Origin of the sequence: Shewanella electrodiphila (genome assembly GCF_023283985.1) — a bacterium.
GTDB lineage: Bacteria > Pseudomonadota > Gammaproteobacteria > Enterobacterales > Shewanellaceae > Shewanella > Shewanella electrodiphila.
Map to the genome: position 1 here is coordinate 18,884 of NZ_JAKIKU010000006.1, position 24,027 is coordinate 42,910.

The 24,027-nt window shown below is 39.0% G+C and carries 18 protein-coding genes and 1 tRNA gene; 12 read left to right on the forward strand and 7 right to left on the reverse strand.

Annotated features, from left to right (window positions below):
- The first annotated feature begins 324 nt into the window (after positions 1-324).
- Complete coding sequence (gene astB, locus L2737_RS12100) at positions 325-1,659, forward strand: N-succinylarginine dihydrolase (RefSeq protein ID WP_248955875.1); 1,335 nt, start codon at positions 325-327, stop codon at positions 1,657-1,659.
- 111 nt (positions 1,660-1,770) lie between these two features.
- On the opposite strand, the gene L2737_RS12105 is transcribed toward astB, so the two are convergent.
- The gene (locus L2737_RS12105; protein ID WP_428848389.1) at positions 1,771-4,233 is read right to left on the reverse strand and encodes a hypothetical protein; all 2,463 of its coding nucleotides are present in this window, start codon (positions 4,231-4,233) and stop codon (positions 1,771-1,773) included.
- 642 nt (positions 4,234-4,875) lie between these two features.
- Here L2737_RS12105 and L2737_RS12110 point away from each other — a divergent pair.
- The 4 genes from L2737_RS12110 (at position 4,876) to L2737_RS12125 (ending at position 9,360) form a co-directional block, all read left to right on the forward strand.
- A complete protein-coding gene (locus tag L2737_RS12110; RefSeq protein ID WP_283108340.1) occupies positions 4,876-6,180 on the forward strand; it encodes a dicarboxylate/amino acid:cation symporter in 1,305 nt (434 codons plus the stop codon).
- A gap of 158 nt (positions 6,181-6,338) precedes the next feature.
- Positions 6,339-7,118: a LysE family translocator gene (locus L2737_RS12115; protein ID WP_248955877.1), complete on the forward strand. Its 780-nt coding sequence runs from the start codon at positions 6,339-6,341 to the stop codon at positions 7,116-7,118.
- A 224-nt stretch (positions 7,119-7,342) separates the two neighbouring features.
- Positions 7,343-8,017 (forward strand): response regulator, encoded by a 675-nt coding sequence (locus tag L2737_RS12120; RefSeq protein ID WP_229368324.1) that lies wholly within the window; start codon positions 7,343-7,345, stop codon positions 8,015-8,017.
- Positions 8,008-9,360 carry an ATP-binding protein gene (locus tag L2737_RS12125; RefSeq protein ID WP_248955878.1) on the forward strand — a complete coding sequence of 451 codons (1,353 nt, stop codon included), beginning with the start codon at positions 8,008-8,010 and terminating at the stop codon, positions 9,358-9,360. The genes L2737_RS12120 and L2737_RS12125 overlap by 10 nt, the downstream gene beginning before the upstream one ends.
- Before the next feature lie 41 nt (positions 9,361-9,401).
- Here L2737_RS12125 and L2737_RS12130 read toward each other — a convergent pair whose 3' ends face one another.
- Complete coding sequence (locus L2737_RS12130; protein ID WP_248955879.1) at positions 9,402-10,097, reverse strand: 2OG-Fe(II) oxygenase family protein; 696 nt, start codon at positions 10,095-10,097, stop codon at positions 9,402-9,404.
- A gap of 127 nt (positions 10,098-10,224) precedes the next feature.
- On the opposite strand from L2737_RS12130, the gene L2737_RS12135 reads away from it, so the two are divergent.
- Positions 10,225-11,481 (forward strand): cyclic di-GMP phosphodiesterase, encoded by a 1,257-nt coding sequence (locus L2737_RS12135; protein WP_248955880.1) that lies wholly within the window; start codon positions 10,225-10,227, stop codon positions 11,479-11,481.
- A gap of 84 nt (positions 11,482-11,565) precedes the next feature.
- On the opposite strand, the gene corA is transcribed toward L2737_RS12135, so the two are convergent.
- Both corA and yejK read right to left on the reverse strand, forming a co-directional pair.
- Positions 11,566-12,513: a magnesium/cobalt transporter CorA gene (gene corA / locus L2737_RS12140; RefSeq protein WP_102528344.1), complete on the reverse strand. Its 948-nt coding sequence runs from the start codon at positions 12,511-12,513 to the stop codon at positions 11,566-11,568.
- A gap of 201 nt (positions 12,514-12,714) precedes the next feature.
- Entirely contained in the window at positions 12,715-13,743 is a 1,029-nt protein-coding gene (yejK, locus tag L2737_RS12145) for a nucleoid-associated protein YejK (RefSeq protein ID WP_102528343.1), read from the reverse strand.
- A gap of 276 nt (positions 13,744-14,019) precedes the next feature.
- Between yejK and L2737_RS12150 the strand changes: the two genes are divergently transcribed.
- The 4 genes from L2737_RS12150 to L2737_RS12165 all read left to right on the forward strand — a co-directional run bounded on the left by L2737_RS12150 (position 14,020) and on the right by L2737_RS12165 (position 16,910).
- A complete protein-coding gene (locus tag L2737_RS12150) occupies positions 14,020-14,238 on the forward strand; it encodes a YejL family protein (protein WP_102528342.1) in 219 nt (72 codons plus the stop codon).
- Between the two features lie 142 nt (positions 14,239-14,380).
- A complete protein-coding gene (locus L2737_RS12155) occupies positions 14,381-16,183 on the forward strand; it encodes a DUF3413 domain-containing protein (protein ID WP_248955881.1) in 1,803 nt (600 codons plus the stop codon).
- Positions 16,184-16,291: 108 nt separating this feature from the next.
- Positions 16,292-16,368 (forward strand) — tRNA-Pro (locus L2737_RS12160).
- A gap of 194 nt (positions 16,369-16,562) precedes the next feature.
- Positions 16,563-16,910, forward strand: a complete 348-nt coding sequence (locus tag L2737_RS12165; protein WP_248955882.1) for a hypothetical protein — start codon at positions 16,563-16,565, stop codon at positions 16,908-16,910.
- Between the two features lie 89 nt (positions 16,911-16,999).
- Here L2737_RS12165 and L2737_RS12170 read toward each other — a convergent pair whose 3' ends face one another.
- The 3 genes from L2737_RS12170 to msrP form a co-directional block, all read right to left on the reverse strand.
- Positions 17,000-17,845 (reverse strand): magnesium transporter, encoded by an 846-nt coding sequence (locus tag L2737_RS12170; RefSeq protein WP_102528339.1) that lies wholly within the window; start codon positions 17,843-17,845, stop codon positions 17,000-17,002.
- A 600-nt stretch (positions 17,846-18,445) separates the two neighbouring features.
- The gene (gene msrQ, locus L2737_RS12175) at positions 18,446-19,054 is read right to left on the reverse strand and encodes a protein-methionine-sulfoxide reductase heme-binding subunit MsrQ (protein ID WP_248955883.1); all 609 of its coding nucleotides are present in this window, start codon (positions 19,052-19,054) and stop codon (positions 18,446-18,448) included.
- A complete protein-coding gene (gene msrP, locus L2737_RS12180; RefSeq protein ID WP_102528337.1) occupies positions 19,051-20,085 on the reverse strand; it encodes a protein-methionine-sulfoxide reductase catalytic subunit MsrP in 1,035 nt (344 codons plus the stop codon). The genes msrQ and msrP overlap by 4 nt, the downstream gene beginning before the upstream one ends.
- A gap of 200 nt (positions 20,086-20,285) precedes the next feature.
- Between msrP and rmuC the strand changes: the two genes are divergently transcribed.
- Together rmuC and L2737_RS12190 are read left to right on the forward strand one after the other, a co-directional pair.
- The gene (gene rmuC, locus L2737_RS12185) at positions 20,286-21,767 is read left to right on the forward strand and encodes a DNA recombination protein RmuC (protein WP_248955884.1); all 1,482 of its coding nucleotides are present in this window, start codon (positions 20,286-20,288) and stop codon (positions 21,765-21,767) included.
- A 198-nt stretch (positions 21,768-21,965) separates the two neighbouring features.
- A complete protein-coding gene (locus L2737_RS12190; RefSeq protein WP_248955885.1) occupies positions 21,966-23,915 on the forward strand; it encodes a transglycosylase SLT domain-containing protein in 1,950 nt (649 codons plus the stop codon).
- Positions 23,916-24,027: the final 112 nt, after the last annotated feature.

The window sequence follows — 24,027 nt, forward strand, 5'->3', positions numbered from 1 at the left end:
AAATTGGTTCCATATATAGAGTGTTGAGACGAATGTTTCAAGTAAATACCTCTATTATGTGCCCAGCGAGCCATTTTTTAATCAATTATAAAAAATGACAAAAAATAATATTGCGTTAATTAAAAGTAATATTTCATTATTTATGGTCTAGCAAGTAAAAGTTGTGCATGTTTAGTCACTTTTTCGATTTTTGCGACCAAAGTCACCGCTTGTTAAGGCCTATTTCATCAGTATACTGGCTGTATTCTTGCATTGCCTAGCAGCAAATGAACTCATTTTCACAACAATTTTTATAACAATAATAAATAAATTTAAGGATAATAAATGAAGCACTTCGAAGCGAACTTTGATGGACTTGTCGGACCAACCCATAATTATGCAGGGTTATCTTTTGGTAATGTAGCCTCATATAGCAACGCTGCGCAAGCTTCAAATCCAAAGTCAGCTGCCAAACAGGGACTGAAAAAAGCCAAATCACTTGCTGACTTAGGTATGATTCAAGGTGTTTTAGCACCTCAGGAACGTCCAGATTTATATTCACTTCGTCGTATGGGGTTCTCAGGTTCTGATGCTGAGGTGCTTAATCAAGCCGCTAAGCATGCTCCTGCGTTACTTAATGCATGTTGTAGTGCATCATCCATGTGGACCGCAAATGCTGCTACAGTGTCCCCTAGTGCTGATACTCGTGATGGTAAAGTTCACTTCACACCTGCAAACTTAGTCGACAAGTTACACCGCAGTATTGAACCTATCACTACTGGTAATATCCTCAAAGCGACTTTTAAAGACGAGCGTTTCTTCAAACATCATCAACATTTACCAGAACATGCAAGTTTTGGTGATGAAGGCGCGGCTAATCATACTCGCCTGTGTAATGATTACGGTCACTCAGGTGTTGAGTTATTTGTATACGGCCAAGAAGCCACAAATCCAAATGCGATAAAACCGACAAAGTTTCCAGCTAGACAAACATTAGAAGCATCGCAAGCTGTTGCACGTTTGCATCAATTAGATGACGAAAGCAGTGTTTTTATCCAACAAAACCCTCATGTAATCGATCAAGGTGTTTTCCATAACGATGTTATTTCAGTAGGTAACCAGAATGTGTTGTTCTATCACGAACAGGCTTTTTTAAATACTGATGCGAAATTTGAAGAAATTCGACGCAAAATGAATGCTGATGTTCACTTTGTTAAAGTTTCTACTGAACAAGTCTCGATAAATGATGCCGTTAAGAGCTACTTATTTAATACCCAAATTATCACCCTACCCAATGGTGATATGGCAATCATTGCCCCAACTAACTGCCAAGAAAATCCTGCAGTATTTGCCTATCTAAACGAATTAGTTACGTTAGGTACACCAATCAAGCAAGTTCAATATTATGATGTAAAGCAAAGCATGCAAAATGGTGGCGGCCCAGCATGTTTACGTCTACGTGTTGCTATGAGTGAATTAGAAGTATCAGCAGTAAATCAACATACACTTATGAATGATGCGTTATTCAATAAACTCAATGTTTGGGTAGATAAGCATTACCGTGACAGCTTAGAAGTAAAAGATTTAGCAGATCCACAACTTATTATTGAATCACGTACAGCATTGGATGAACTCACTCAAATCTTGAAACTTGGTAGTGTTTATCAGTTCCAAAAATAATATCGATAGTTTTAACAGATAATCATTAATAATTTGATGAACTAAATATCTAGAAATAAAAATGCCGCTCATTGAGCGGCATTTTTGATTATTGAATATATCGCGATTTAACTACAAGATATTAATACCAATCGCTAACACCTCTGTGAGCACTCCACCTGGGGTTTCTGTTGTGACAGAGAAAACACCAGAGTTCGGTTCATCTTCACCTTTTAGTGATACCGCAAAATTACGTCCACCATTATGGTTAGAGCTAGGCCAAGTGATGGTAGAAGTACTTGTAACTGAACCTGCAGAAGCAGAGAAAGTAACAATTGTACCTGCAGGTAATTGCTGATTATGTAAATCAGACAGTGTAAACGCTACTGATGCAGAACCTTTACCAATTATCTGAATTGGAGTCGTAGCATCATGCTCTCTATCAACTACAATCGTATTCCCGTCAGCATCTTCGTCCTGAACTTCATCAATAATTTGAATTTCTTCAGGTAAAGTAACAACCGCCGTACTTCCCGACATCACAATCACAATGCTACGTCTTACGAACAAGGATTTTGAATCACTCACACCATCTGCACAACCAGCATGAACAGGATCAGAACAGAGTACACCATTATAAAGCCCATCAGCAGTATCAAAGACTGTATTCACATTAAAGTCTATTAGCTCTTCAAGCGCACCACCATCAAGACCTTTTAATGAGTCTGCAGCTTGTGGGTTAAATACCGTATCTTCGTTGTAATCATTAAATGCATCATCTAAATCAAATTTTTCACCAGTCACATCTGTACCGTTTAAAAACTCATTCATTTCATCAGCATCAAAACGACCATTACCATTTAAATCGGGGAAAGACTCTTCACCAATTGCTGTAGCAGTAATAGTGGCACGACCACCATATGGTTGACCATAAAAATTGCCATAAACAATATTATCAGCTTCACAGGTTGGATCTTCTGACTTGTCAGTTAATTTATAACACTTAAGATTTTGAATCGGGCTTAGAGTTTGATTGCCTAAAGCATCGTAAAAACTCTGACCTTCTGGACGTGGTAATTGTGAAGTCCACATAACGGAACATGTACCATTTGTCGTTTGACATGCATCTTCAATAGAACCGCCTTCAGTGGTAAATGAAACAGTTGTTCCATCTGGTACAGGGTTGTTGAAAGCATCTGCCATACGAGCAGTCACTTCAACTTCAGTCCCTTCACGGTTCCAACCTTCAGCATTGCGAATAGTTGAAGATAATGAAAAACTGTCTTGGTCAGGAATACCTGTTGAAACAATAAGCTGTTTCGATTGGCTTGATATAGCTGGAACTGCATCATTGTCAACCGTTGCAGTCACACGTACAGAAGTCGCTACCGTACCTGTAGTGACAACGGTTTGAACTATGCCTTCATTATTGGTCGTAGCAGTAACTGGATCAATTGAGATACCGCCAACCACTGTATTTAGTGAAAAATCAACAGCTTGGTTTGCTACAACATTACTGTTTTTATCTAGCACTTGAAATTTAACTACAGATGATTCAATGCCACCTGTTCCTAGTATGCCAATATTTTCAGGTTCTGCTGAAACAAAGACAATACTACCAATATCAGATTGAAGTACATTAATCGTCGCTACTGCAGATAAACTAATTCCGCCTGCATTGGCTGTCACATTGATTTGATCTTCACCAGCACAACCTTGGGCCAGATAAGTAGAAGTAGCCACACCGTTAGTTGATGAAACAGGAGAACTCAGTTCAGCCTGACCACTTGTCACACAAGTCGATGAAAAGTTAACATCAATTGGCTGATTAAACGGATTTCCGGCTTCATCTTGGATCAGTACTGTTACAGTTGCTGTTCCGCCAGCAGAAAGGTCAGTTGTACTAACTTCCGCAACGCCTTCTTCAAGAGGAGAACCACTTCCCATAACAACGTTGGTTGCCCCGACAATGACAATTGCTTCACCTTTTTCACCAGAAGAAAGCGAAGCAGTCACAATCCCGGCACCTAATGAACTTCCTGCATATATATCAACAGATGCTTTCCCTTCATCATTTGTAACGGCTGAAGTTATTGGTAAATCACCAATTTCAGAACTAAAAGAAACAATAGTAGGTTTATTAATCCCAGTAACAGTAGCAACTAAAACACCAGGAACTAAGGTACTGATTGTATCAACTTCATCCCCTGTTGCATTGTATAACTTTAGTGTCACCTGCGCTCCGCCACCGGCTTCACCACCATCGCCTACCATAGTGAAAGGTTTTGAATCATTTTCGCCTGATTCAATCGAAGCAGAAACGGTACCTGAACCTGCAATTTCCGCAGAAAATAAATGAATAGTCGCTATACCGTCTGCACCCGTTACTGCAGTAGCTGTTGTGACATCAAATGTGCCTAAGTCAGGATTATTTAATACAAACGTGACTAATTCACCCTCAATGACACCATTGATAGAATTTGATACTAGAGCTGTTAAAGTTGAACCATCAATAGCATTAATAGTGGTTGTTGATAGCGAAAGCTCCACTGTCGTGACATTGACTCCGCCACCGTCATTTCCATCACCCTTCATTGTCAATGCAATAGAAGTAGACTCACCACTTTCAATGGTTGCACTAACACTTCCTGAACCAGCAATATTGGCTGACAGTATATTAATAATTGCGATACCTGATGAATTAGTTACAGCTGTCGCAGTTTCATTACTGAAAGTACCTAATTCAGCATTATTTAATGCAAAAGTGACTAATTCCCCGCTTACAGCTCCATTTGTAGAGCTCGTAACTGTTGCTGTTAATACTGCTCCAGTTGTTGCATCAACTTCTACATCAGATGCAACCGATGACGATAACTCTATTGAAATAGTTTCTGTTGGAGTCGTCCCTCCTCCACCATCATCGGAAATGCTTCCCCCACCACTACAAGCAAAAAGAAAAATTGAACTTAAAAGCGCTAAAAATAGTCTTTGTGCTGACCTCATTGTCAGTCTCCCTGTTACATTAAAATCGTACTTAAGATTTATAATAGTTACTTATCTCGCCATATTACACAAAATTCTGGCAACTTTTTTGTTACTCTACTGTTTTCTTCGGCATTTTTCCTTAAAAACTTTAACTTTTATCCCGTTTCATAAGATTTATTTTCCTGCTACGCTTTAAAAGATAAAAAATATAAATCATCAAAAATTGATGAATGAGATTGGAAGGAAGTAGTTTTGAATAAAAATAGTAAGCTTGGTTTAACAAGCAAGATCTTGATAGGTATGGGTGCGGGTATTCTTCTCGGATTGATTTTGAGAAACGTATTTCCAGATAGCCTATTTGTAAAAGATTATATTACTGAAGGTGTTCTACACGTTGTTGGGACAATCTTTATCTCAAGTTTGAAAATGTTAGTTGTGCCATTAGTTTTTGTTTCATTAGTTTGTGGTACTTCTTCCCTAAGTGACCCTTCAAAGTTAGGACGTTTAGGAGGCAAGACCATTGCCTTTTATATGTTCACGACAGCCATTGCACTCACCGTTGCGATTTCATTAGCTATCTTAGTTCATCCAGGAAACGCCTCGTTGGCAAGTTCAGCGATGGAATTCAGCGCTAAAGATGCACCAAGTCTTGCTGAAGTTGTGATTAACATCGTCCCAACAAACCCAATTGAAGCGATGAGCCAAGGTAACATGCTGCAGATTATTATTTTCGCAGTCATCTTTGGTTTTGCTATATCTCATATTGGGGAACGTGGTGCTCGAGTGTCTGCTTTATTTAATGATTTAAATGAAGTGATCATGCGCGTTGTGACATTAATCATGCAACTGGCTCCTTACGGTGTATTTGCGTTAATGGCCAAGCTAAGTTTGACCTTAGGCTTAGAAACATTAGGCAGTGTGGTTCAATACTTCTTCCTAGTTATTTTTGTATTGCTGGTACAAGCACTTGTCGTTTACCCAACATTACTGAAAACATTTACGGGTCTAAACCCATTAATGTTCCTGCGTAAGATGCGTGATGTACAATTATTTGCATTCAGTACAGCAAGTTCAAATGCAACCTTACCGGTTACGATTGAAACCTGTGAACATCGCTTAGGTGCTGATAATAAAGTCGCTTCATTTACCTTGCCTCTAGGTGCAACTATCAACATGGATGGCACAGCCATCATGCAAGGGGTTGCGACGGTATTCATCGCGCAAGTGTTTGGTATTGAATTAAGCCTAATGGATTATGTTACTGTTGTCGTAACAGCCACATTAGCATCAATTGGTACTGCGGGTGTTCCAGGTGTTGGATTAATCATGCTTGCCATGGTACTAAACCAAGTAGGCTTACCCGTTGAAGGGATCGCACTTATTATTGGTGTTGACCGCTTACTCGACATGATCCGTACTGCAGTAAACGTAACCGGTGATTCTGTAGCAACAGTGGTTATTGCCAAATCTGAAGGTGAATTCAACGAAGAAACTTTCAATGACTCACAAGCTGGTAAAGTTGGTTCAAGCTTTGAAGAGCAAGTTAAAAATGCCTAATGGCAATTAACGAATACTAATAAGTTTATAATCAAAACGTTATTACAACCAAAGGCGCCGTATGGCGCCTTTTTAGTTTTTAAGATAACCTAGCCTGAGTCTATATTTTTCAATACTTATATTTAAGTATATTCATTACACTTTAATTCGGATAATAAATGGATTTTGCTCTTCTATCAACGCTCGCTGTTATTCACTGTCTTGCACTCGTTAGTCCAGGTCCTGATTTTGCGATTATTGTAAAAACCTCAACCCAACAAACGCGACAAACAGCATTAATGTGCGCTTTTGGTATCAGCATCGCAATTTTAGTCCACAGTTTGCTGTCGCTTTTAGGGATTAGTTTAATGATCCAACAGTCAGAAATGGCTTATCTTTCAGTACAGATAATTGGCATTAGTTATCTTGCTTACATGGGATTTAGTGCATTAAGTTCAGTATTAAAATCATTTAAAACACATTCAAACCCTTCTTCAACAAATAACAATGCTGTAGGAGAAGATGTTGCGGACGCGAATCTAGAGCCTAACATAACAAACAATGTAAAAAGTAATATTAAAAAGGCTAATACTGAAACGGCTAATACTAAAAATAGTAAAGTTTTAACAGAAAACTTAAATGTACTCACTCCAGCAAAAGGGTTTCGTTTAGGCTTATACACCAACATGCTTAACCCTAAAGCACTGATTTTCTTTATCACTATTTTCACCGTTTTGGTGACCCCTCAAGTCACGACCGAAACAAAAGTCGCTGCCGCGAGCCTACTATTTATCTTGTCTTTATTTTGGTTTAGCTTTCTTGCGTTAGTATTAACAAAGCCCGTGATTCAGCAAAAAATGGCAAAAGGTAGCAGGTTAATCGACGCGATAACTGGTGTGATATTCATGGGCGTTGCTATCACGATTTTGGTTAGTTTACTAAATGACTATCTCGCTTAGTCGATCCGTTTACATTAACCCCTGCTAGAAATAGCTGCTTGTCGAACTAGCTATTAACAATTACAGTCAGTAATGGTTAAGTAAAGATAAGTTAATATTTTATCAAATTCATCGTAAGCAAACCGTTATTTAAGATTAACTTACTAATAGCTAAACATTGCAAAATCGTTTTTTGTTCCTGAGCTAAATATCGAGTTCACACATTTATTTCTAAGAGTATTAATATGAGAATTTTAGTCATTGAAGACGATCCAATCTTATCCCATCATCTAAACGTACAGCTGTCTGAATTAGGTAACCAAGTACAAGTTGCACTTACTGCCAAAGAAGGCTTTTATCAAGCGACTAATTACCCTATTGATATCGCCATTGTGGATTTAGGCTTACCTGACAAAGACGGAATAACCCTGATATCTGAAATCCGTAATGCGGATGTTAAGGCCCCTATTTTGATTTTGACTGCCAGAGTAAACTGGCAAGATAAAGTCGAAGGATTAAATGCAGGCGCTGACGATTACTTAGTCAAACCATTTCAAAAAGAAGAACTAGTGGCACGTTTAGATGCTCTAGTTAGACGTAGTGCTGGTTTTGTAAAACCGACAATCAGTAGTGGTACTTTACAGCTCGATTTAGCGGCAAAACAAGTTAGTCTGAATGATGAAAACATGGAAGTGACCGCATTTGAATACCTCATTTTAGAATACTTAATGCGACATTGTCATGAGGTGGTGGCGAAGCAACGCTTATTAGACGTGGTCTATGGCGACAAAGAAGGTGACCCTAATACCATTGAAGTTATGGTAAGTAGAATTCGTAAAAAGCTCAATAAAGGTGGAATTGAAAACCCAATTGCCACTATTCGCGGCCAAGGATATAAATTTAATTTACCATGCAGCTAAATTTTATGCCCAAAAAGCGTCTACTCACGCGGATGTTTATTACTTCGTTAACCATCATTGCATTGGTGGGCTTTGGGCTTGCATGGTCTGTGACCATTTTACATGCTCAAAATAGCTATAATAAAGAAACCTCACAACTGATTGCTGAAATGCCTCAAATTGCGGCAGAGCTCAGAGAGCACGATCTCATTCCTGCTGACAATAATTGGCTCAATGAAAATAATAAACAAAAAAGCTATATGATGGCCAGTTGTACACAAACCTTTGACGAAGTTTGGGTTTCCACACTGGCAAGAAAGAGTGGTCTTAACAATATATGTCAGCGATTTGAGTCAATAGCTGACACGAGCCCTCCCTATTACCTCACCATGTCAGATAAAAAGTCCTACTTTGCCTATCTTTTACCCGTTGAGTTAAACCAAACTCAATACAATATGGTGGTATTAAAAGATGCTGATTCTGTTGAAAACGAATTCAAACGCTTCAAAAAACTCACCTACCTTCGTTTAGCTGTCGTGATGATGCTCGCATTTATATTACTGATTAGTGCCGCCTATTGGGGAATGCGCCCTATGGCAAGACTAAAAAGTGAATTACAAGCCATTGGTGATGGCAAAAAAGAGGCACTTTCTGACGGTTACCCCCATGAACTAGAAGGCGTAACCCAAGCACTAAACCAATTATTAGTCCAGTCAAGCGATCAGCAGGAACGCTACCAAAATGCGATGAATGATTTGGCCCATAGTCTTAAAACACGATTAGCAGCTGTGCATGCCATTACAGATGATCATTCTTTGAGTAAAGCTGATGCCAGTGACAAGATTATGCAGCAAGTGGGTCAAATGGATCAGCTGGTAAAATATCAGTTAAAACGCGCACTGGTTGGGCGCCAAGGCCTAGTGCACGAACAAACACTCGTTCGTCCAATGGTTGAGCAACTTTCGCAAATGCTATTTAAGATTTACCGTGACAAAGGTGTGAAGTTTACGGTTAATGTTGACCCTGAAGTTAGCTTCCCGATTAATAAAGGCGATCTAATGGAGCTTTGCGGTAATTTGATGGAAAACGCTTTCAGACTGTCCATTAGCGAAGTGATAATTTCAGCAAGAATCGACCTTGACGGCAATGCAACACTCATCGTTGAGGATGATGGGCCTGGAGTTGACGATGCAATAAAAGAGCGAATTTTACAACGCGGCGTAAGAGCAGATACCCAATCACCAGGACAAGGGATTGGGCTAGCTGTCTGTAATGAGATTGTAAGCAGTTATCATGGCTTACTGTCTATTACCGAAAGTCATTTACTAGGCGCAAAATTCACCATAAAAATTCCACCACAATAATAAAGTAACGAGGATTTATCTCCTCGTTATCATATTATTTATTATTTGATTGGCGCATATAAATGCTCTGCTTTGTTAAACATAATCCATGAAGTCGCAATATACTTATCACTGCTGATAGGTGTATTACCTTTATGGGTATGAGTAAATCCAGCAGGCGCTATTACCATGGTTCCTTTTTGAGGTTTAATCGACTTGTTTTGATAATAAAACTCAGTTTCACCGCCGTCTTCTACATCATTAAGGTAAAACATATATAACAGCACGCGATGCAGTGCTTCATGTGAACCTGTTTGTGGGAAATGTTCTGAATGCCAATGCGGGTATCCGCCGACACCTTGATTATATTTCTGTAAATTGATGACACCACTTCGATATAAATACTTAGTTAAAGCTTCAGCTCTTGGCTCCCCCAATAAAGCAAAGTTATCAGGCGATAAAGTCGCAGGTTTTCCTTGTTCGTCAGCAACAGACACAGATACAGCTCCCATTAGAGCCATTGGGTATTGTTTAAAGTAATCTGCAGTATGTTTTAAGGTATTTTGTAACAGCTCATTTTTAAGCTGTGTCATATCCTTATGATTATCTAGAGTTAAATCAAAACTTCGTTTCTTATCTCTATCGACTCCTTGACCAGTTTTACCTTCAATAACACCATCATGTTGTTCAAATGCATTGATTAACCTGCCACAGAGATCATCAGTTAATGCATTTGGAATGACTTCAATAAAATCCATATTAAATCAGCACTTTTTATAATGTAATGATAATATGCTGCCATGGAATTGATAAATTGGCAAAACAGTCAGCTCATCATTGGCAATTCAAATTATAAAAGATGGCTTCGGGTACTTGCTTTAACCTATGAAAAACTCTGTAAAAGTTTCTATTAATCAAATTCAAGTGGGTAACTTTATTCGCTTACCTGTCTCGTGGAAAGACCACCCCTTTCTGTTCAGCAATTTTAAAGTCAAAACCCAATCTCAAATTGAATTAATCAAAAGCCTCGGGATTGAACAAGTCTATTTTGATACCGAACGCAGTGATGTGAAGCTACTTGATAAAGAAGAAGCTAAGTCAAAAGCCGGATCGATTAAAGAAGATGGCTTAGATGAACTCAAGCTTGAGATGGATCAATACAAGCAAGAACAAATTGAATCGCAAAAAAAACTTCGTCGCAGTATCAAGAAAACTGAACAACAATTTGACCGTTCTTTGTCTATGATGCGATCGACAGTTTCAAAGTTAGGAAGCCGTCCCTTAAACTCTGTTAATGATGCGAAAGACATGGTTAGCTCAATGACAAATATGTTACTGAGCTCTGATGATTTAGTTTTACATTTAATGGGCGATGCTAAGCCCGGTGACTTGATTTACCATCATTCTTTAAACGTTTCCGTTATGTGTATGATGTTGGCTAAAAGCCTAAACTGGAATCGAGAAGATATAGAATTAATCGGTTTAGGTGCCTTATTTCATGATGTTGGCAAACTCAAAATACCCAGTAATATTCTCAATAAGCAAGTGCCGCTAACTAAACCAGAACAAAACCTGATTAAGCAGCATCCATTAATGAGTCTGAACTTTCTCAAATTAGCAGATACCTTCCCTGAGCAAGCTAAACCTATGATTGCTAACCATCATGAATTTATTGACGGTTCAGGCTACCCTAAAGGCTTAAAGGGTGATGATTTAGACAAATTCTCTCAGTTAATCGCTGTGGTCAATGAATACGATGATTTATGCAATGGCACCAAAACCTCAAAAGCCAAAACCCCATACGCATCACTTGGCTTAATTTATAAAAACTACCAAAAAAAGCTTAATGCTGAATATGTTGGCAAACTAATCAAAACTATCGGTATTTATCCACCGGGCAGTGTAATTGAGTTATCCAGTGGTCAGTTTGGTATGGTGATGTCGGTTAATCTGAATAAAATCTTATTTCCGCAAATCATGCTGTACGATCCTTTAGTACCAAAGGAGCAAGCACCGATAATTGATTTAGAGCGTGAAGAAATCAGTATAGTACGCTGCTTACCTGTATCAGCCTTGCCTGAAAATATTTTTAAATATCTAAACCCACGAGAGCGAATTAGCTACGGTATCGGCCAGCCATAGTCTGTATATAACAAGCACAAAAAAGCCATTAATAACTCAGTTATTAATGGCTTTTTATCTTAAAGACCAAACCGTTAAATGGCTTTATAACCAACCTTTACGTTTAAAAAATAAATAAGTACCACTGGCACTGGCAAGCATTAACCCAATAGCCATAGGGTAACCAAAACGCCAATCTAGTTCTGGCATATTGGCAAAGTTCATTCCATAACTACTGGCAATCACGGTTGGAGGTAAAAAGACCACCGCAGCAACCGAGAATATTTTAATAATTTTGGTTTGTTGAATACCACTAAAGCCCATTGCAGCATCAAGTAAGAAATTCAATTTATCAAAAATGAACTGACTGTGAGGCATTAAGGATTCAATATCAGATAACATCTCACGTAAGTCTTTAATGTTCTCTTCAGATAAATGCTCACGGTAATAACGCTGAATGTACCTTAACGAACGCTGCGTATCGAGCAAGCTCAAACGAATTTTGCCGTTCGAATCTTCTTGCAAGGTGATCATCTTGAAAACTTCATCTAATTCTTCATCATTAAACACTTTCGAGCTGACATTATCTAAGACCGCATACACGTCTTCGATTAAATCTGATAAATAATCAACTTTCAGATGGAATAACTCCAGCATTAAACCTTGAGGTGTCGTGGCATCTAAACGACCTAAGCGTAAGTAGTTACGCAGCAGGCGAATAAGACCGACATCTTCTTCACGAATGGTCAGTAAAAAATCTTTACGTAAGTTAAATGACACGTTAATTGCACGCACATCAGACCCAGAACGCTGCGGGAACAAAGAGTTAATATGCAGACCATCTTTACTCTGAAAAAAACGTGCTGAGGCTTCAATTTCATTGATATCTTCTTCGTCAGGTACTTCCTCTACCGAAAAACGACTCAACCATTCCCTTTCATCATCATTGGGCTTGAACATATCTAACCATAATGTTTGCTCGGGTATACTGTCGTGAACATTGAGTTCGTGGACCGTTAACTTTCGCTGATTATAAACATAGGCTGTTATCATGCTTCCCCCCTAGTAACCACTTAAAAAGCAATCACCGTCAATAGGTTAAATTTTTGGCTAGTGTACTAAAATAATCTAAAAATAAAACTGATAAATGTCATAACAAGCAAATAACATCGAATATTAACTGAAAACCTTAATTTCACATATTAAAAGCAAAAAAAAGCGTCCAAATGGACGCTTTAATTTAAATTTGATGTTTTATTCACCTTTAAGGCGACGATCTAACTGATCTTTTAAGTTTGCTGGTACACCTTTAATCAATAAGGTATCTGAAATAGGATCATATATGACTCGTTCACCTAAATGGCCGCCATCAAAACTTAGTGTCACGCCGCCACCAGTACCTGAAAACTTCTTCAAGGTGCGTAAGCTAGCTTTATCGGCAGGAAACTCTTCATCTAATTCATAAGTTCCACCACAGGCAAAGTCATAAAAAGAATCCATACCCGAGTCAGCAAGTTCATCAGCTAAATCTTTTACTTCAATGTCAGCACCTTCATCAGCGCGTTCACTGCAGTAATCAAACACTTTATCACGGCATTGTTGGCGTTCATCTTTAGTCAATTCACTGCTGGCAACAAAATCCTCGACTGCGTGCATTAAGGTTTTATTCTGTGCTTTAGTGTTAACACCTTCAACACAACCCATGAAGTCCAAGAAGAAATCAGCCACTTTACGGCCTGCACGACCGCGAACAAATGATATATATTTGCGCGATTCTTTATCTGCTTGCCATTCTGTTAAATCGATACGTGCAGCTAACTGAACATTAGTTAGATCCAAATGATTATTCTGCGATAGCTCCATATCATCTAAAACAGTCATCGATGGTTTAGCATTCAATAAGGCAACAAATAAATAGTCACTTGTCATGCTGGTATAACATGACATCAATAAGAAGCCACCTTGGCTAAAGTCATATTTTGCGAGTTCCTCTTGGAGTAATTTACTCGCCGCACTACTGAACTCAACAAAACCTAACTCGCCGCTACGATATTCATTTAATGCATTAGAAAAAGCCGGATTTGCTTCACCATCTTCGCCATGAGTACCAAAGAAACCAAAGCCTTTACCCGCTTTTCCAGTGTAAGTTTGATGTAATTCTTCCAACATAGACTCAACAGCATTGCTATTTAATAGCGGCTGCGGTCTAAGACGACAACTTAACTGTCCCTGACTGTCTTGGGAAATTTCGTGGATAATTGCTTGCTCGATATTGATGCTCATAAGCCCTGACTGATCTCTATTAATGGAAGCGAAATAGCGTTCAATATCATAACAGACCAGAGTAAAAAGTCTTAAAAAAATCTTCGCAAAAATGCGCAATTACAAATCAGTTAAGCTAAATAAACTTCAGCAAAGCGATAAGAGCCAAAGGGGTTAATAAACCCAGATAAACCGCTGAGATTTGATGTAATTTTGAACATTAGAAACTTGCAGCAACAGCGGATGAAATCCGATATAATAATGGGCTAATTCATTACTTTTTGAACTTTTCTGATTATGGCTATCCAATCTAAATATACCAACACCCAAGTTGAAGCATTAATAACTGAGCTTTTAGCAGTACTTAATAAGCACCAAGCACCAACTGATTTAAGCCTGATGGTATTAGGCAATTGCGTTTCACACTTACTTGAAAACAAAGTACCGAGTGAATCTCGTCAAGCGGTAGCTGAACAGTTCGCTAAAGCATTAGCACAATCAGTTAAAGCTGACTAAGTAAAACTCAAGACCCAAAGATAGGTCTAAGTTAAAGATCAAACTAAACGCCATTTTAATTGTTCAAAGATATGCTATTTTTATACTTTGAATCAGGGCTAATAGATTTTGATTCCAGATAGGATTAGGAAAACGATACCGCATGGTTGAGCGTAAAAAACAGATGACCCGTGACAAAGTGTCACGCCTTGTAAATTGGGGCCATTGGTTTGCCTTCTTTAATGGCTTTTTAGCTATGATAATTGGCGCCCGCTATTTAAGCAGTGTTGGTTACCCAGAAACCATTATTGGTTGGGGTTACCTAGCTATTAGCACCATTGGTCATTTCAGTTTTTTAGCCTTCATTGTCTATGTCGTCTTTCTATTCCCTATTACCCTTTTACTACCCTATTCAAAAATATTACGTGGTTATGCCGCACTCGTTGCGACATTAGGCCTGTGTATTTTGCTTTATGACACCATTGTCTTTGATGATTATGGTATTCATTTAAGTCCTTTTGCGTTCGATCTTGCCTGGACAGATCTCAATGCTCTGTTAAAAAGTACCTCCTATATCGCTACCCCGACAGCGATTATATTAATTGAACTGACCGCTGCTAATTTTATTTGGAAACGAATTGAAAAATTAGAGAAAAAGCAGTTTGGTAATAAAGCAATAGCCTTCGTCGGCATATGCTTTATCAGTAGCCATTTAGTCCATATTTGGGCAGATGCCTCTGATGTAACTCAAATTACCCGTTTTGATGACACTTACCCGCTATCTTATCCTGCTACGGCGCGTTCTTTCATGGAGAGCCACGGCATTGAAGGAACCAATAGTGACGATAACCGATATCAAACCAAATCAAGAAACCTCAGCTACCCAATACTGCCTTTGCAATGCAAAGATCCTGCACTGCTTTCACAACAAACTAATGTGCTAATTATTTCTGTTGATGGTTTAAGAGCTGATATGGTCAATGAACTCACCATGCCATTCTTAACCCAGTATCAGAATGACAATAAACAATTTACTGACCATTTCAGTGGCGGAAATCAATTTAAAACCGGCATGTTTGCCATGTTTTATGGCTTACAGGGTAACTATGGTGATAGAAAAGAGTTTTATCACACGCCGCCAGTTATGACTGTGGCGATGGTTCAAGCGGGTTACCAGCAAGCTATTTTTCTATCTGAAGAAAATGAAAAAGTATTCGACAATCGCTCAATATTTGACGGACTCTCTGTCATAACTAACGAGAGTGAAGAAGGCAGCGCGCAAACAGACATGAAAAATGTTCAGGCGTTTATTGATTGGAGCGCAAGTCAGCAATCTCATTGGTTCTCGCTAGTCAATTTATCTGCCCCAAAACATTATGACACCCCAATTGGCTTTTTAGGAATTGAAACGATTAAGCCGCACATTGATGTAAAGCCAGCACAAAAAGTATTGTATAACCAATATCGACAGTCTTTGTACTTTATTGATCAACAACTTAAAGAGTTACTTAATCATGTTGGTGATGACACTCTCATCATGATTACTGGTACCCATGGACAAATATTTAGCAGTAATCCATCTGAGGTGAACCAAGATCTTTCCCCTGGTAATGTTAAAGTACCGTTTGTCATGCATTGGCCAAATGTATCTGCTGATACTGTCAGCTATCGCACCAGTCATTTTGGTATTGTACCGACAATAATGAGCCAAGTATTACATTGTAATAACTCAACTAGGGACTACAGCTCTGGCTATAGCCTGCTACAACCTAGTCAGCAAAAATGGGTTTATATTGGTGATAGCCGCACCTTTGCTATATATCAAAAATCTGAGATTACTGTTTTAGACCGCCATGGGAAATATCGTATTTATGATATTAATTACCAGAAACAACTTAAACAAAAACTGAGTGCTCCCGAGCTTATTCAAGTGATGCGAGAAGGACGAAGACTTTACAATCAATAATATAAAATTGATTTATCGTTTACTTAACAATCGATTGAAAGTAATTTTCATCAAACAGGTTGCCTGTAAAATACCTTATTGATAGTCTATGCAGCGAAACAGAATGCTCGGGATATGGCCTAGTCCGGTAAGGCGCTTGTCTGGGGGACAAGAGATCACAGGTTCAAATCCTGTTATCCCGACCACTTTTTTTCACCTCTGTAATTTCCCTTGTTTTTATTCTCAGTTAATTCGATTAAACCTAGACTATTAGACCTTTGTCACCTAAAGCACACTTCAAAACGTCGTTTTGTGATTTACGCATGAGAATATATTCTCCTTTGCCGCTATATTGCCGCCTCTTAGCCTAATTTCACTTAAATTGTAGAAGGAAACTACCATGTGGTGGCGCCTTGTTTTTATCACTTTAGCTTATATATTACTGGCAGCGCATTTCATTCGTTACGGTCAAATAAATCTAGCAGTGTTGTGCACCATGCTGCCGTTGCTGGCATTACTCAAAAATAACCTCATAAATCGAATCCTTCAATTAGGTCTCCTCGCTGGCACATTTGGCGTCTGGGGCGTTGTTACTTTCCAATATATTGACCTTAGGATTTCCATGCAGCAAGACTGGTACTTGCTCGCCGTAATTATGGGCAGTGTTATTGGCTTCAGCTTATTCTCAAGTTACTGTATAAATGGTTTAGTGAAGCCTCCAAAACATAAAAATTGTTTATTTAGATAGATAGATAGATAGCCAGAATTAGACACAAAAAGCCGAGTTCAACTCGGCTTTTTTGTGTCTGGTTAGTGGTATTTTGCCAAATAATTTTGTTAGCTAATGCCTAAGAACGCATTCACAATACTGAAGTAAATCCACATACCAGAAATATCGACAATCGACGCCAGCAATGGGCTAACAAGTACTGCGGGATCTAATTTACATGCTCTAGCAATAATCGGTAACACACCACCAAGAGTTGTTGATATGCTGATTTGAATAAACAATGCCACAGCAACTGCACTGGCAATAAGCTCTAACTCAAAGCCTCCAGTCGACATACCATCACTGAAAAACATCACCCTTGCGACAATAACAAGCGCAATCACCAAACCAATAATTAACGCCACTCTGCTTTCTTTCCAAAGTACCGACAACCACTGACGCTTTTTAAGCTCTCCAGTGGCGAGTGCTCTAATCACTAAGGTTGCCGCTTGAGCCCCAGTGTTGCCACCAGCAGCAGCAATAACAGGCATATAAATCGCTAACAACATTAATTGGCTCAGGGTATCTTCATAACTGGCAATAATTAACCCTGATACAATCCCTAGCAACGCTAAACCTATAATCCAGCCTATTCGCTGCTGAACGTGGGCGAAAACCCCTGTGTTTAAATAGCCTTTGTGGGGTTCAACCTCTGAGAGAATGATCCCTAACTGATGAGCAAAATGCCTTGCTCTAACATCTTCACCAACAATATCTAATTCAGCAATCAACTTTTGCACATGCACAACAGAGCACCCACCAAGAATATTAACTGCGTCTTCAATAGGCATTGAGGTCAACAACGCTATTTGTTCATCTTGAGTGTATTGAGTAAATATTTTGGTATTTGGGGTAGACTCTTCATTCGGTAATGACACTGAATCATAAGCTAAGGCTTTATTCATTAGCTTCATGGTATATCTCTCTATCATGTATAGCTTAACCAACCAATTGATAAACGGCAGGTATTATCCATTAGCCACCTTTAAAAGATGCTAATCATTTTAAATACAAATGTATTTGTGGTGTCGAGTAGAGATTTGGGAGAAAAAATAAAAAGATAACAGCATATTGAATGTGTTCTAAGCCACTGAAGGGCTAGACAAAATTGACAGGCCGACAGGTGTTATTTTTCTCCCTTTCTACTAGGAGGATAGTCGGTCGTTTTCATTCTCGTCTCCAATTATGACTGGCTATTCCAGCGCCGCATAATATATCAAAGAGATAGGGAAAGTAACAAGAAACCAAGATGTGAAAAAGCCAAAAATAACAAAGGTATGACACAAAATTAAAGTCAGTAAACAGAAGCGGTTTAGCCTCCCTTTATTGATAACAAAAAATCAATCAAGGTTTCAGCGGGAGCACTAAACCAAACTATCTCTGGCTATAATTAAGATCTATAGTAAAAGTCTGTAGTTAAGGGCTAATGCAATGAGCTTATGTAAAGATCTTATGTAAAGTGCTTATGTAAAGTGCTTATGTAAAGTGCTTATGTAAAACGTTTAGGAAAAAAACTATGCTCTACCAAATAGCCACTGTTTGATAGATTTTCGTCTGTACCAAAGTAACAAAGCGAAGATGCCAATATAAATACTGGGTTCGATAATTTCAGATTTAACTGACCAGTAAAAATGGATCGGCGCGAGTATTGCCATAACATAAATCCAATTATGCAAAGACTGCCAGCGTTTTCCCAGTTTACGCTTTACCGCTTGAAAAGACGTTAAAGCTAACAGCGTCGCAATAATCAAACTGGCAGCGCCGACTAAAATATACGGACGTTTAACAATCTCTTCAAACAAAAATCCCCAAGCAAAAAGCAAATCTAAACTAATAAAGGCGGCAATATGTAAACAAGCAAAAGCAAACACATATAAGCCCACTAACCTTCTAGTTTGCAGTAGCAAGCCTTGCTTAAATCGCTTAGCAAGCGGTGAAATTAGCAAGGTTACCACTAAAGCATTCAGCGCGCCCATGCCAGTATAATGAATAATATACTGCACTGGATCACCACCAGCATTATCAGTTAACACCATCAAAACTAGATAAATTATTGGGCTTAAAAAACTAATATGCAGGCATACTTTAAGCCAAAATAATCCTCTTTGAGTTAAGCGCTTCAATAGAACTTCCTTAAATCTAAACCTTTATACAGATCGGCTACTTGTTCACCATAGCCATTAAACATTTGGGTCGGAATACGTTTCGCTGAAAATAACCCACCCTCACCAATACTTCGCTCAGAGGCTTGTGACCACCTTGGATGATCGACTTGCGGATTTACATTGGCATAAAAGCCATACTCATGTGGTGCCAATTGGTTCCAACTGGTTGGTGGCTGCTTATCTGTTACGCGAATTTTAACTACTGACTTGATACTTTTAAACCCGTATTTCCAAGGTAAGACTAGTCTGACAGGTGCTCCATTTTGTGGCGGTAAGGTTTTGCCGTAGAGTCCAACGGCTAAGAATGGTAATTCATTCATCGCCTCAGCAATCGTTAATCCTTCAACATAAGGGTAATGAATACCCCCGCCCATTAAACGATTTCTTTGACCAGGCATCTGATCTGGGTCGAATAGAGTTTCAAATGCAACATGAGTCGCTTTATTCGACACTCCTGCCATCTTAAGTAATTCAGCTAATGAAAACCCTACCCAAGGAACAACCATCGACCATGCCTCTACGCAGCGTAAACGATAAATCCGTTCTTCAAGATCAAATTTGGTGGTTAAATCATTCAAATCGAGAGTTAACGGCTTATCCACTAAACCCTCAATCCTGAGCTCCCATGGATTAACTTGAAACTGCTGCGCATTGTCAAACGGATCTTGTTTGCTGGTACCGAACTCATAAAAGTTATTATGGCGAGTGATTTTATCTTCAGGGGTTAAGCGATCAACTATTTGGAATTGATTAGGCTTACTGTAATCAAGTCCCTGTACAGCAAAAGGAGGCTTTTCTTCGCCGCCAAACAAATCAAATAATCCTGCTTGAACTTGCCCTGGTAAACTTGCCCCTAAAGCGCCAAGCCCAAGTGCTTTAATGATGTTACGTCTATCACTAAATACACTTTCAGGTGTCACTTCATTTTCCTTAAGAGACCAAGAAGGCGTATTGCCAACGCCCTTAGTAAAGCCTTTTTTAGACACCATAAACTACTCCTTGCTATTCCCGAAAAACGAGATTATTCACTGCGATTAACTATAAGACAGTTTAATACGAATATAAATTTCAAAAAGTTTAGCTTTTGAGTTTATTAATTAAGCGCTTAAGTATTAAATCCACTTTAACTCCCTTGCGCCCATACTAGCGGCATGAGAATCTTAAGCATCATTTTTATCTGGTCGACATCATGACGCTTCCTACTTCTTTATCTATCGCTGAAATCATCGCATTATCCGCAGCGGCCTTTTTAGGTTTACTCATAGGCGCATTACTTAATCAACGGTTAACTCGTCAACGTTGGGAACAACATCGAGACAAAATTGCGGCTGAGATGACTCAGCAACAATCTGATTTTGAGATAAAACAGCAGCTATTAGCGCAACAGATTGAAGACAAAGAACAAGCACTGGCTCAAACAAGAGAAAGATCAGAATTACTCATTGCCCAATTATCAAAATTAGAAGCTCAAGCCGAGCGTATTCCTCAATTAGAACAAACCTTAGCTGACGGCCAGCGTAAGTTCATGGAGACTCAACTGGCGCTTTCCAAATCAAATGCAATGCAACAAAGTATTCAAACCCAAGCGAATACCGAAAAAGTCGCATTGAATGACAAAATAGCTTTACTAGAAAGTGCAGAAGAAAGATTAAAGCTTCAATTTGAAAACCTTGCTAATCGTATTTTTGAAGAAAGAAGCGAAAACTTTAAACAGCAAAATGTCACTCAAATTGATGGCGTTCTAGGGCCGCTTAAACAACAACTTGAAGGGTTCAGACAACAAATCCGCGAATCATATACTCAAGAGCAAACTGAGCGAAGTGCTTTAAAACACCAACTTGATCACCTTAAAGATCTCAATCTTAAAATGAGCCAAGATGCAATTAACCTCACCAAAGCGCTTAAAGGTGACAATAAGCAACAAGGTAATTGGGGTGAAGTCATCCTTGAACGTGTACTACAAGAAAGTGGTTTACGTGAAGGTCATGAATATGACACCCAGCAAGATTTAAAAGATGAGCAAGGCAAACGCTTTAAACCCGATGTCATTGTTCACCTTCCAGAGCAAAAAGATGTGGTCATTGACGCAAAAATGTCACTGGTTGCCTACGAGCGATTCTTTAATAGTGATGATGAAATCGTTCAACAGCAAGCGATTAAAGAACTGGCCTTATCGATTCGCCAGCACATTAAGGGCTTAAGCCAAAAGGATTATCACAAACTACACGGTCTTAAGAGCCTTGATTATGTGTTGATGTTTATTCCAATTGAACCTGCATTTTTATTAGCACTTGAGTCAGACCCTGCTTTGGTAAGCTTTGCCCTTGATCATAATATTATGCTTGTCAGTCCAACAAACTTATTAGTTGCTCTGCGCACCATTAACAATATTTGGCGTTATGAATATCAAAATCAAAACGCTCAAACCATTGCCGCTCAAGCAGCTAAGATTTACGACAAGTTATGCGGTTATGTTGAAGATATGGACAAATTAGGCCGCGCGTTAGAAACCGCAGACAAAACATATCAGCAAGCAATGAGTAAATTGTCACAAGGTAAAGGTAACCTGATAAGGCAAGCACACATCATGCAAAAACTTGGGGTCGAAACCAGTAAAAATTTAGATCCACAACTCATTAATAAAGCATTAGATGATTCAAAAGAGCACTAAAGCGTAATTTAAAACGATTAAAGCCGATTTAGCAGCGCATAAGTGAGCATTTGCACTATTATTTTTGTTGAGCTTACCTGAAACACAGGGTAGAAATACCTAAGCCGTATTATTCCTACTGGCGAATAATACCAATACTATAAATACTAAAGTTGAGTTTTCGCAACGAAGTCGTACTGAGACGGAGATCTCATTATTATGCGTAACATGGTGTATTTTTCAATTGTCACAGTTGCTCTGCTATTTTTGCAGGGCTTTAGTCATTGCGTTAGCGCTAAAGAAATCACTTATAGCGCTCAACAGCAGCTTTATCTGGATGCACATATAGCACTGGATAAAAAACAAATGAAAACTTACCAAAAATTACGCCAGCAGCTTGGTGATTACCCACTTAATGTATACCTTGATTATCATGAAAAAAGTGCCAGCATATCAAAGCTTAAAGGCAAGCAAGCCCATCAAGCCATAGAAGCATTCAATCAAACCCCGCTATACAATACTCTGCGCTATCGGTATTTGAAAAATGCAGGTAATCGAAAACAGTGGGACAACTTTCTTGCTATCTCACCGACAGTCCCTAACGATACAGCTTTGCAGTGTTATTACTTTCGCGCCCAATTGTCCCAAGGTAATGAAAAAATTGCCTACGACGGCGCAGAAAGGTTATGGCAATATGGCCGTTCTCGTCCAAAAGAGTGTGATGTTTTATTTAGCGAATGGACTAAAGCAGGTAAGCGAACTCAAGCATTAATATGGTCAAGAATGCTATTAAGCTTTAATGAAAGCCAATACGGTTTAACTCAATATCTGGCTAGAAAGATTACTAAGAATAAAGCTGAAGCAGATCTGCTTATTTCGGTTTATCGCGACCCGAATAGCTTGCGTCATACTCGTAAGTTTTCGTCTAAATCTCCCATGGTTGGCGACATTGTCACTGTAGGGCTGCGCAAACTGGCACGCAAAGATTTAAAACAAGCAGTCAAACTTTACAAAAAGTATGACAAAGCGAATCGCTTTAATGCCATTAAAGGACAACAACTTAATCGTTATATTGTCCGCCGTGCTTTAATTTACAAAGAAGCTGATTTACTTGAACATATCGACGCGAGCTTACCTATATTAGACTCAGATGACTTGTTTCAAATTCGTCTACGTTGGGCCATTAGCGAAAAAGACACTGCCACCATCAAACATTATCTCGCATTACTAAGTGACGACGTGATTGATGATTCCCGCTGGCAATATTGGCAAGCACGCTATCTTGAAGAAAACGCTAAAAATGATGCCGATAAACAGACATCAGCACAAATTGCCAAACAGTTAAGTCAAGCGCGTAACTTTTACGGTTTTCACACCGCACAAACCATCAAAGCGCCCTTGGCAATGAACGATGACAACTTACAGTCAAACCCTGTTCTTGCCGCAAGATTAAATGATGATCCAGCCATGGCGAGAATTATTGAACTGATTGCCATGGATAAAACCCGTGATGCTCGCAATGAGTGGGTGCACATGCTTCGCAGGCAGAGCAACCCAATGCGTGCAGAGTATGGACTGTACGCCCTTGAACAAGGCTGGTTTGACTATAGTGTTGAAGCCAGTATTCAAGCAAAGCAATGGAACAGTTTACAACTACGTTTTCCACCTGCTGCCCAAGCTGAATTTGAAAAGGCCAGTAAAAAATATAAGGTCAACATTGACGAAGTGCGAGCTATCGCACGACGTGAAAGCGCATTTTACCCCTATGCTACATCAGGTGTCGGCGCCCGTGGTTTAATGCAACTAATGCCAGCAACCGCTAAAGAAACCGCGCGAAAAAACAAACTTACATTTAAACGTAAAACTGATTTATATCAGGTTGAATACAACGTACAACTGGGCAGTGCCTATTATGCTGAACTACTTAAACAATTCGATAATAATCGCGTATTAGCCTCTGCGGCTTATAATGCTGGGCCACATCGCGTGAAGCGTTGGCTTAAAGAATCAGACGGTAAGTTAGACGTAATGAGCTTTATCGAAACGATTCCTTATAAAGAAACCCGAGAATACGTCCAAGCGGTACTCAGTTACCGTTTGATATACCAACAATCCCATAGCCCTGAAAGCAGTATGTTTAGCACTAAAGAGCTTAATTTTATGTATTAAATGTTTTGTACAAAATTAACGCAAGATTTAATAAACATTTACAGCTTAATGCCGTTAAGTGCTTTCCTTCTAATTAATGACAAGGTAACGTTATAGTTTCGATGTATTTGTT

Excerpts from the sequence above, each read along its gene's own strand:
- astB (WP_248955875.1), top strand. The coding sequence starts at position 325 with ATGAAGCACTTCGAAGCGAACTTTGATGGACTTGTCGGACCAACCCAT.
- L2737_RS12105 (WP_428848389.1), bottom strand. The coding sequence starts at position 4,233 with ATGAAGGGTGATGGAAATGACGGTGGCGGAGTCAATGTCACGACAGTG.
- L2737_RS12115 (WP_248955877.1), top strand. The coding sequence starts at position 6,339 with ATGGATTTTGCTCTTCTATCAACGCTCGCTGTTATTCACTGTCTTGCA.
- L2737_RS12120 (WP_229368324.1), top strand. The coding sequence starts at position 7,343 with ATGAGAATTTTAGTCATTGAAGACGATCCAATCTTATCCCATCATCTA.
- L2737_RS12125 (WP_248955878.1), top strand. The coding sequence starts at position 8,008 with ATGCAGCTAAATTTTATGCCCAAAAAGCGTCTACTCACGCGGATGTTT.
- L2737_RS12130 (WP_248955879.1), bottom strand. The coding sequence starts at position 10,097 with ATGGATTTTATTGAAGTCATTCCAAATGCATTAACTGATGATCTCTGT.
- L2737_RS12135 (WP_248955880.1), top strand. The coding sequence starts at position 10,225 with ATGAAAAACTCTGTAAAAGTTTCTATTAATCAAATTCAAGTGGGTAAC.
- corA (WP_102528344.1), bottom strand. The coding sequence starts at position 12,513 with ATGATAACAGCCTATGTTTATAATCAGCGAAAGTTAACGGTCCACGAA.
- yejK (WP_102528343.1), bottom strand. The coding sequence starts at position 13,743 with ATGAGCATCAATATCGAGCAAGCAATTATCCACGAAATTTCCCAAGAC.
- L2737_RS12150 (WP_102528342.1), top strand. The coding sequence starts at position 14,020 with ATGGCTATCCAATCTAAATATACCAACACCCAAGTTGAAGCATTAATA.
- L2737_RS12155 (WP_248955881.1), top strand. The coding sequence starts at position 14,381 with ATGGTTGAGCGTAAAAAACAGATGACCCGTGACAAAGTGTCACGCCTT.
- L2737_RS12165 (WP_248955882.1), top strand. The coding sequence starts at position 16,563 with ATGTGGTGGCGCCTTGTTTTTATCACTTTAGCTTATATATTACTGGCA.
- L2737_RS12170 (WP_102528339.1), bottom strand. The coding sequence starts at position 17,845 with ATGAAGCTAATGAATAAAGCCTTAGCTTATGATTCAGTGTCATTACCG.
- msrP (WP_102528337.1), bottom strand. The coding sequence starts at position 20,085 with ATGGTGTCTAAAAAAGGCTTTACTAAGGGCGTTGGCAATACGCCTTCT.
- rmuC (WP_248955884.1), top strand. The coding sequence starts at position 20,286 with ATGACGCTTCCTACTTCTTTATCTATCGCTGAAATCATCGCATTATCC.
- L2737_RS12190 (WP_248955885.1), top strand. The coding sequence starts at position 21,966 with ATGCGTAACATGGTGTATTTTTCAATTGTCACAGTTGCTCTGCTATTT.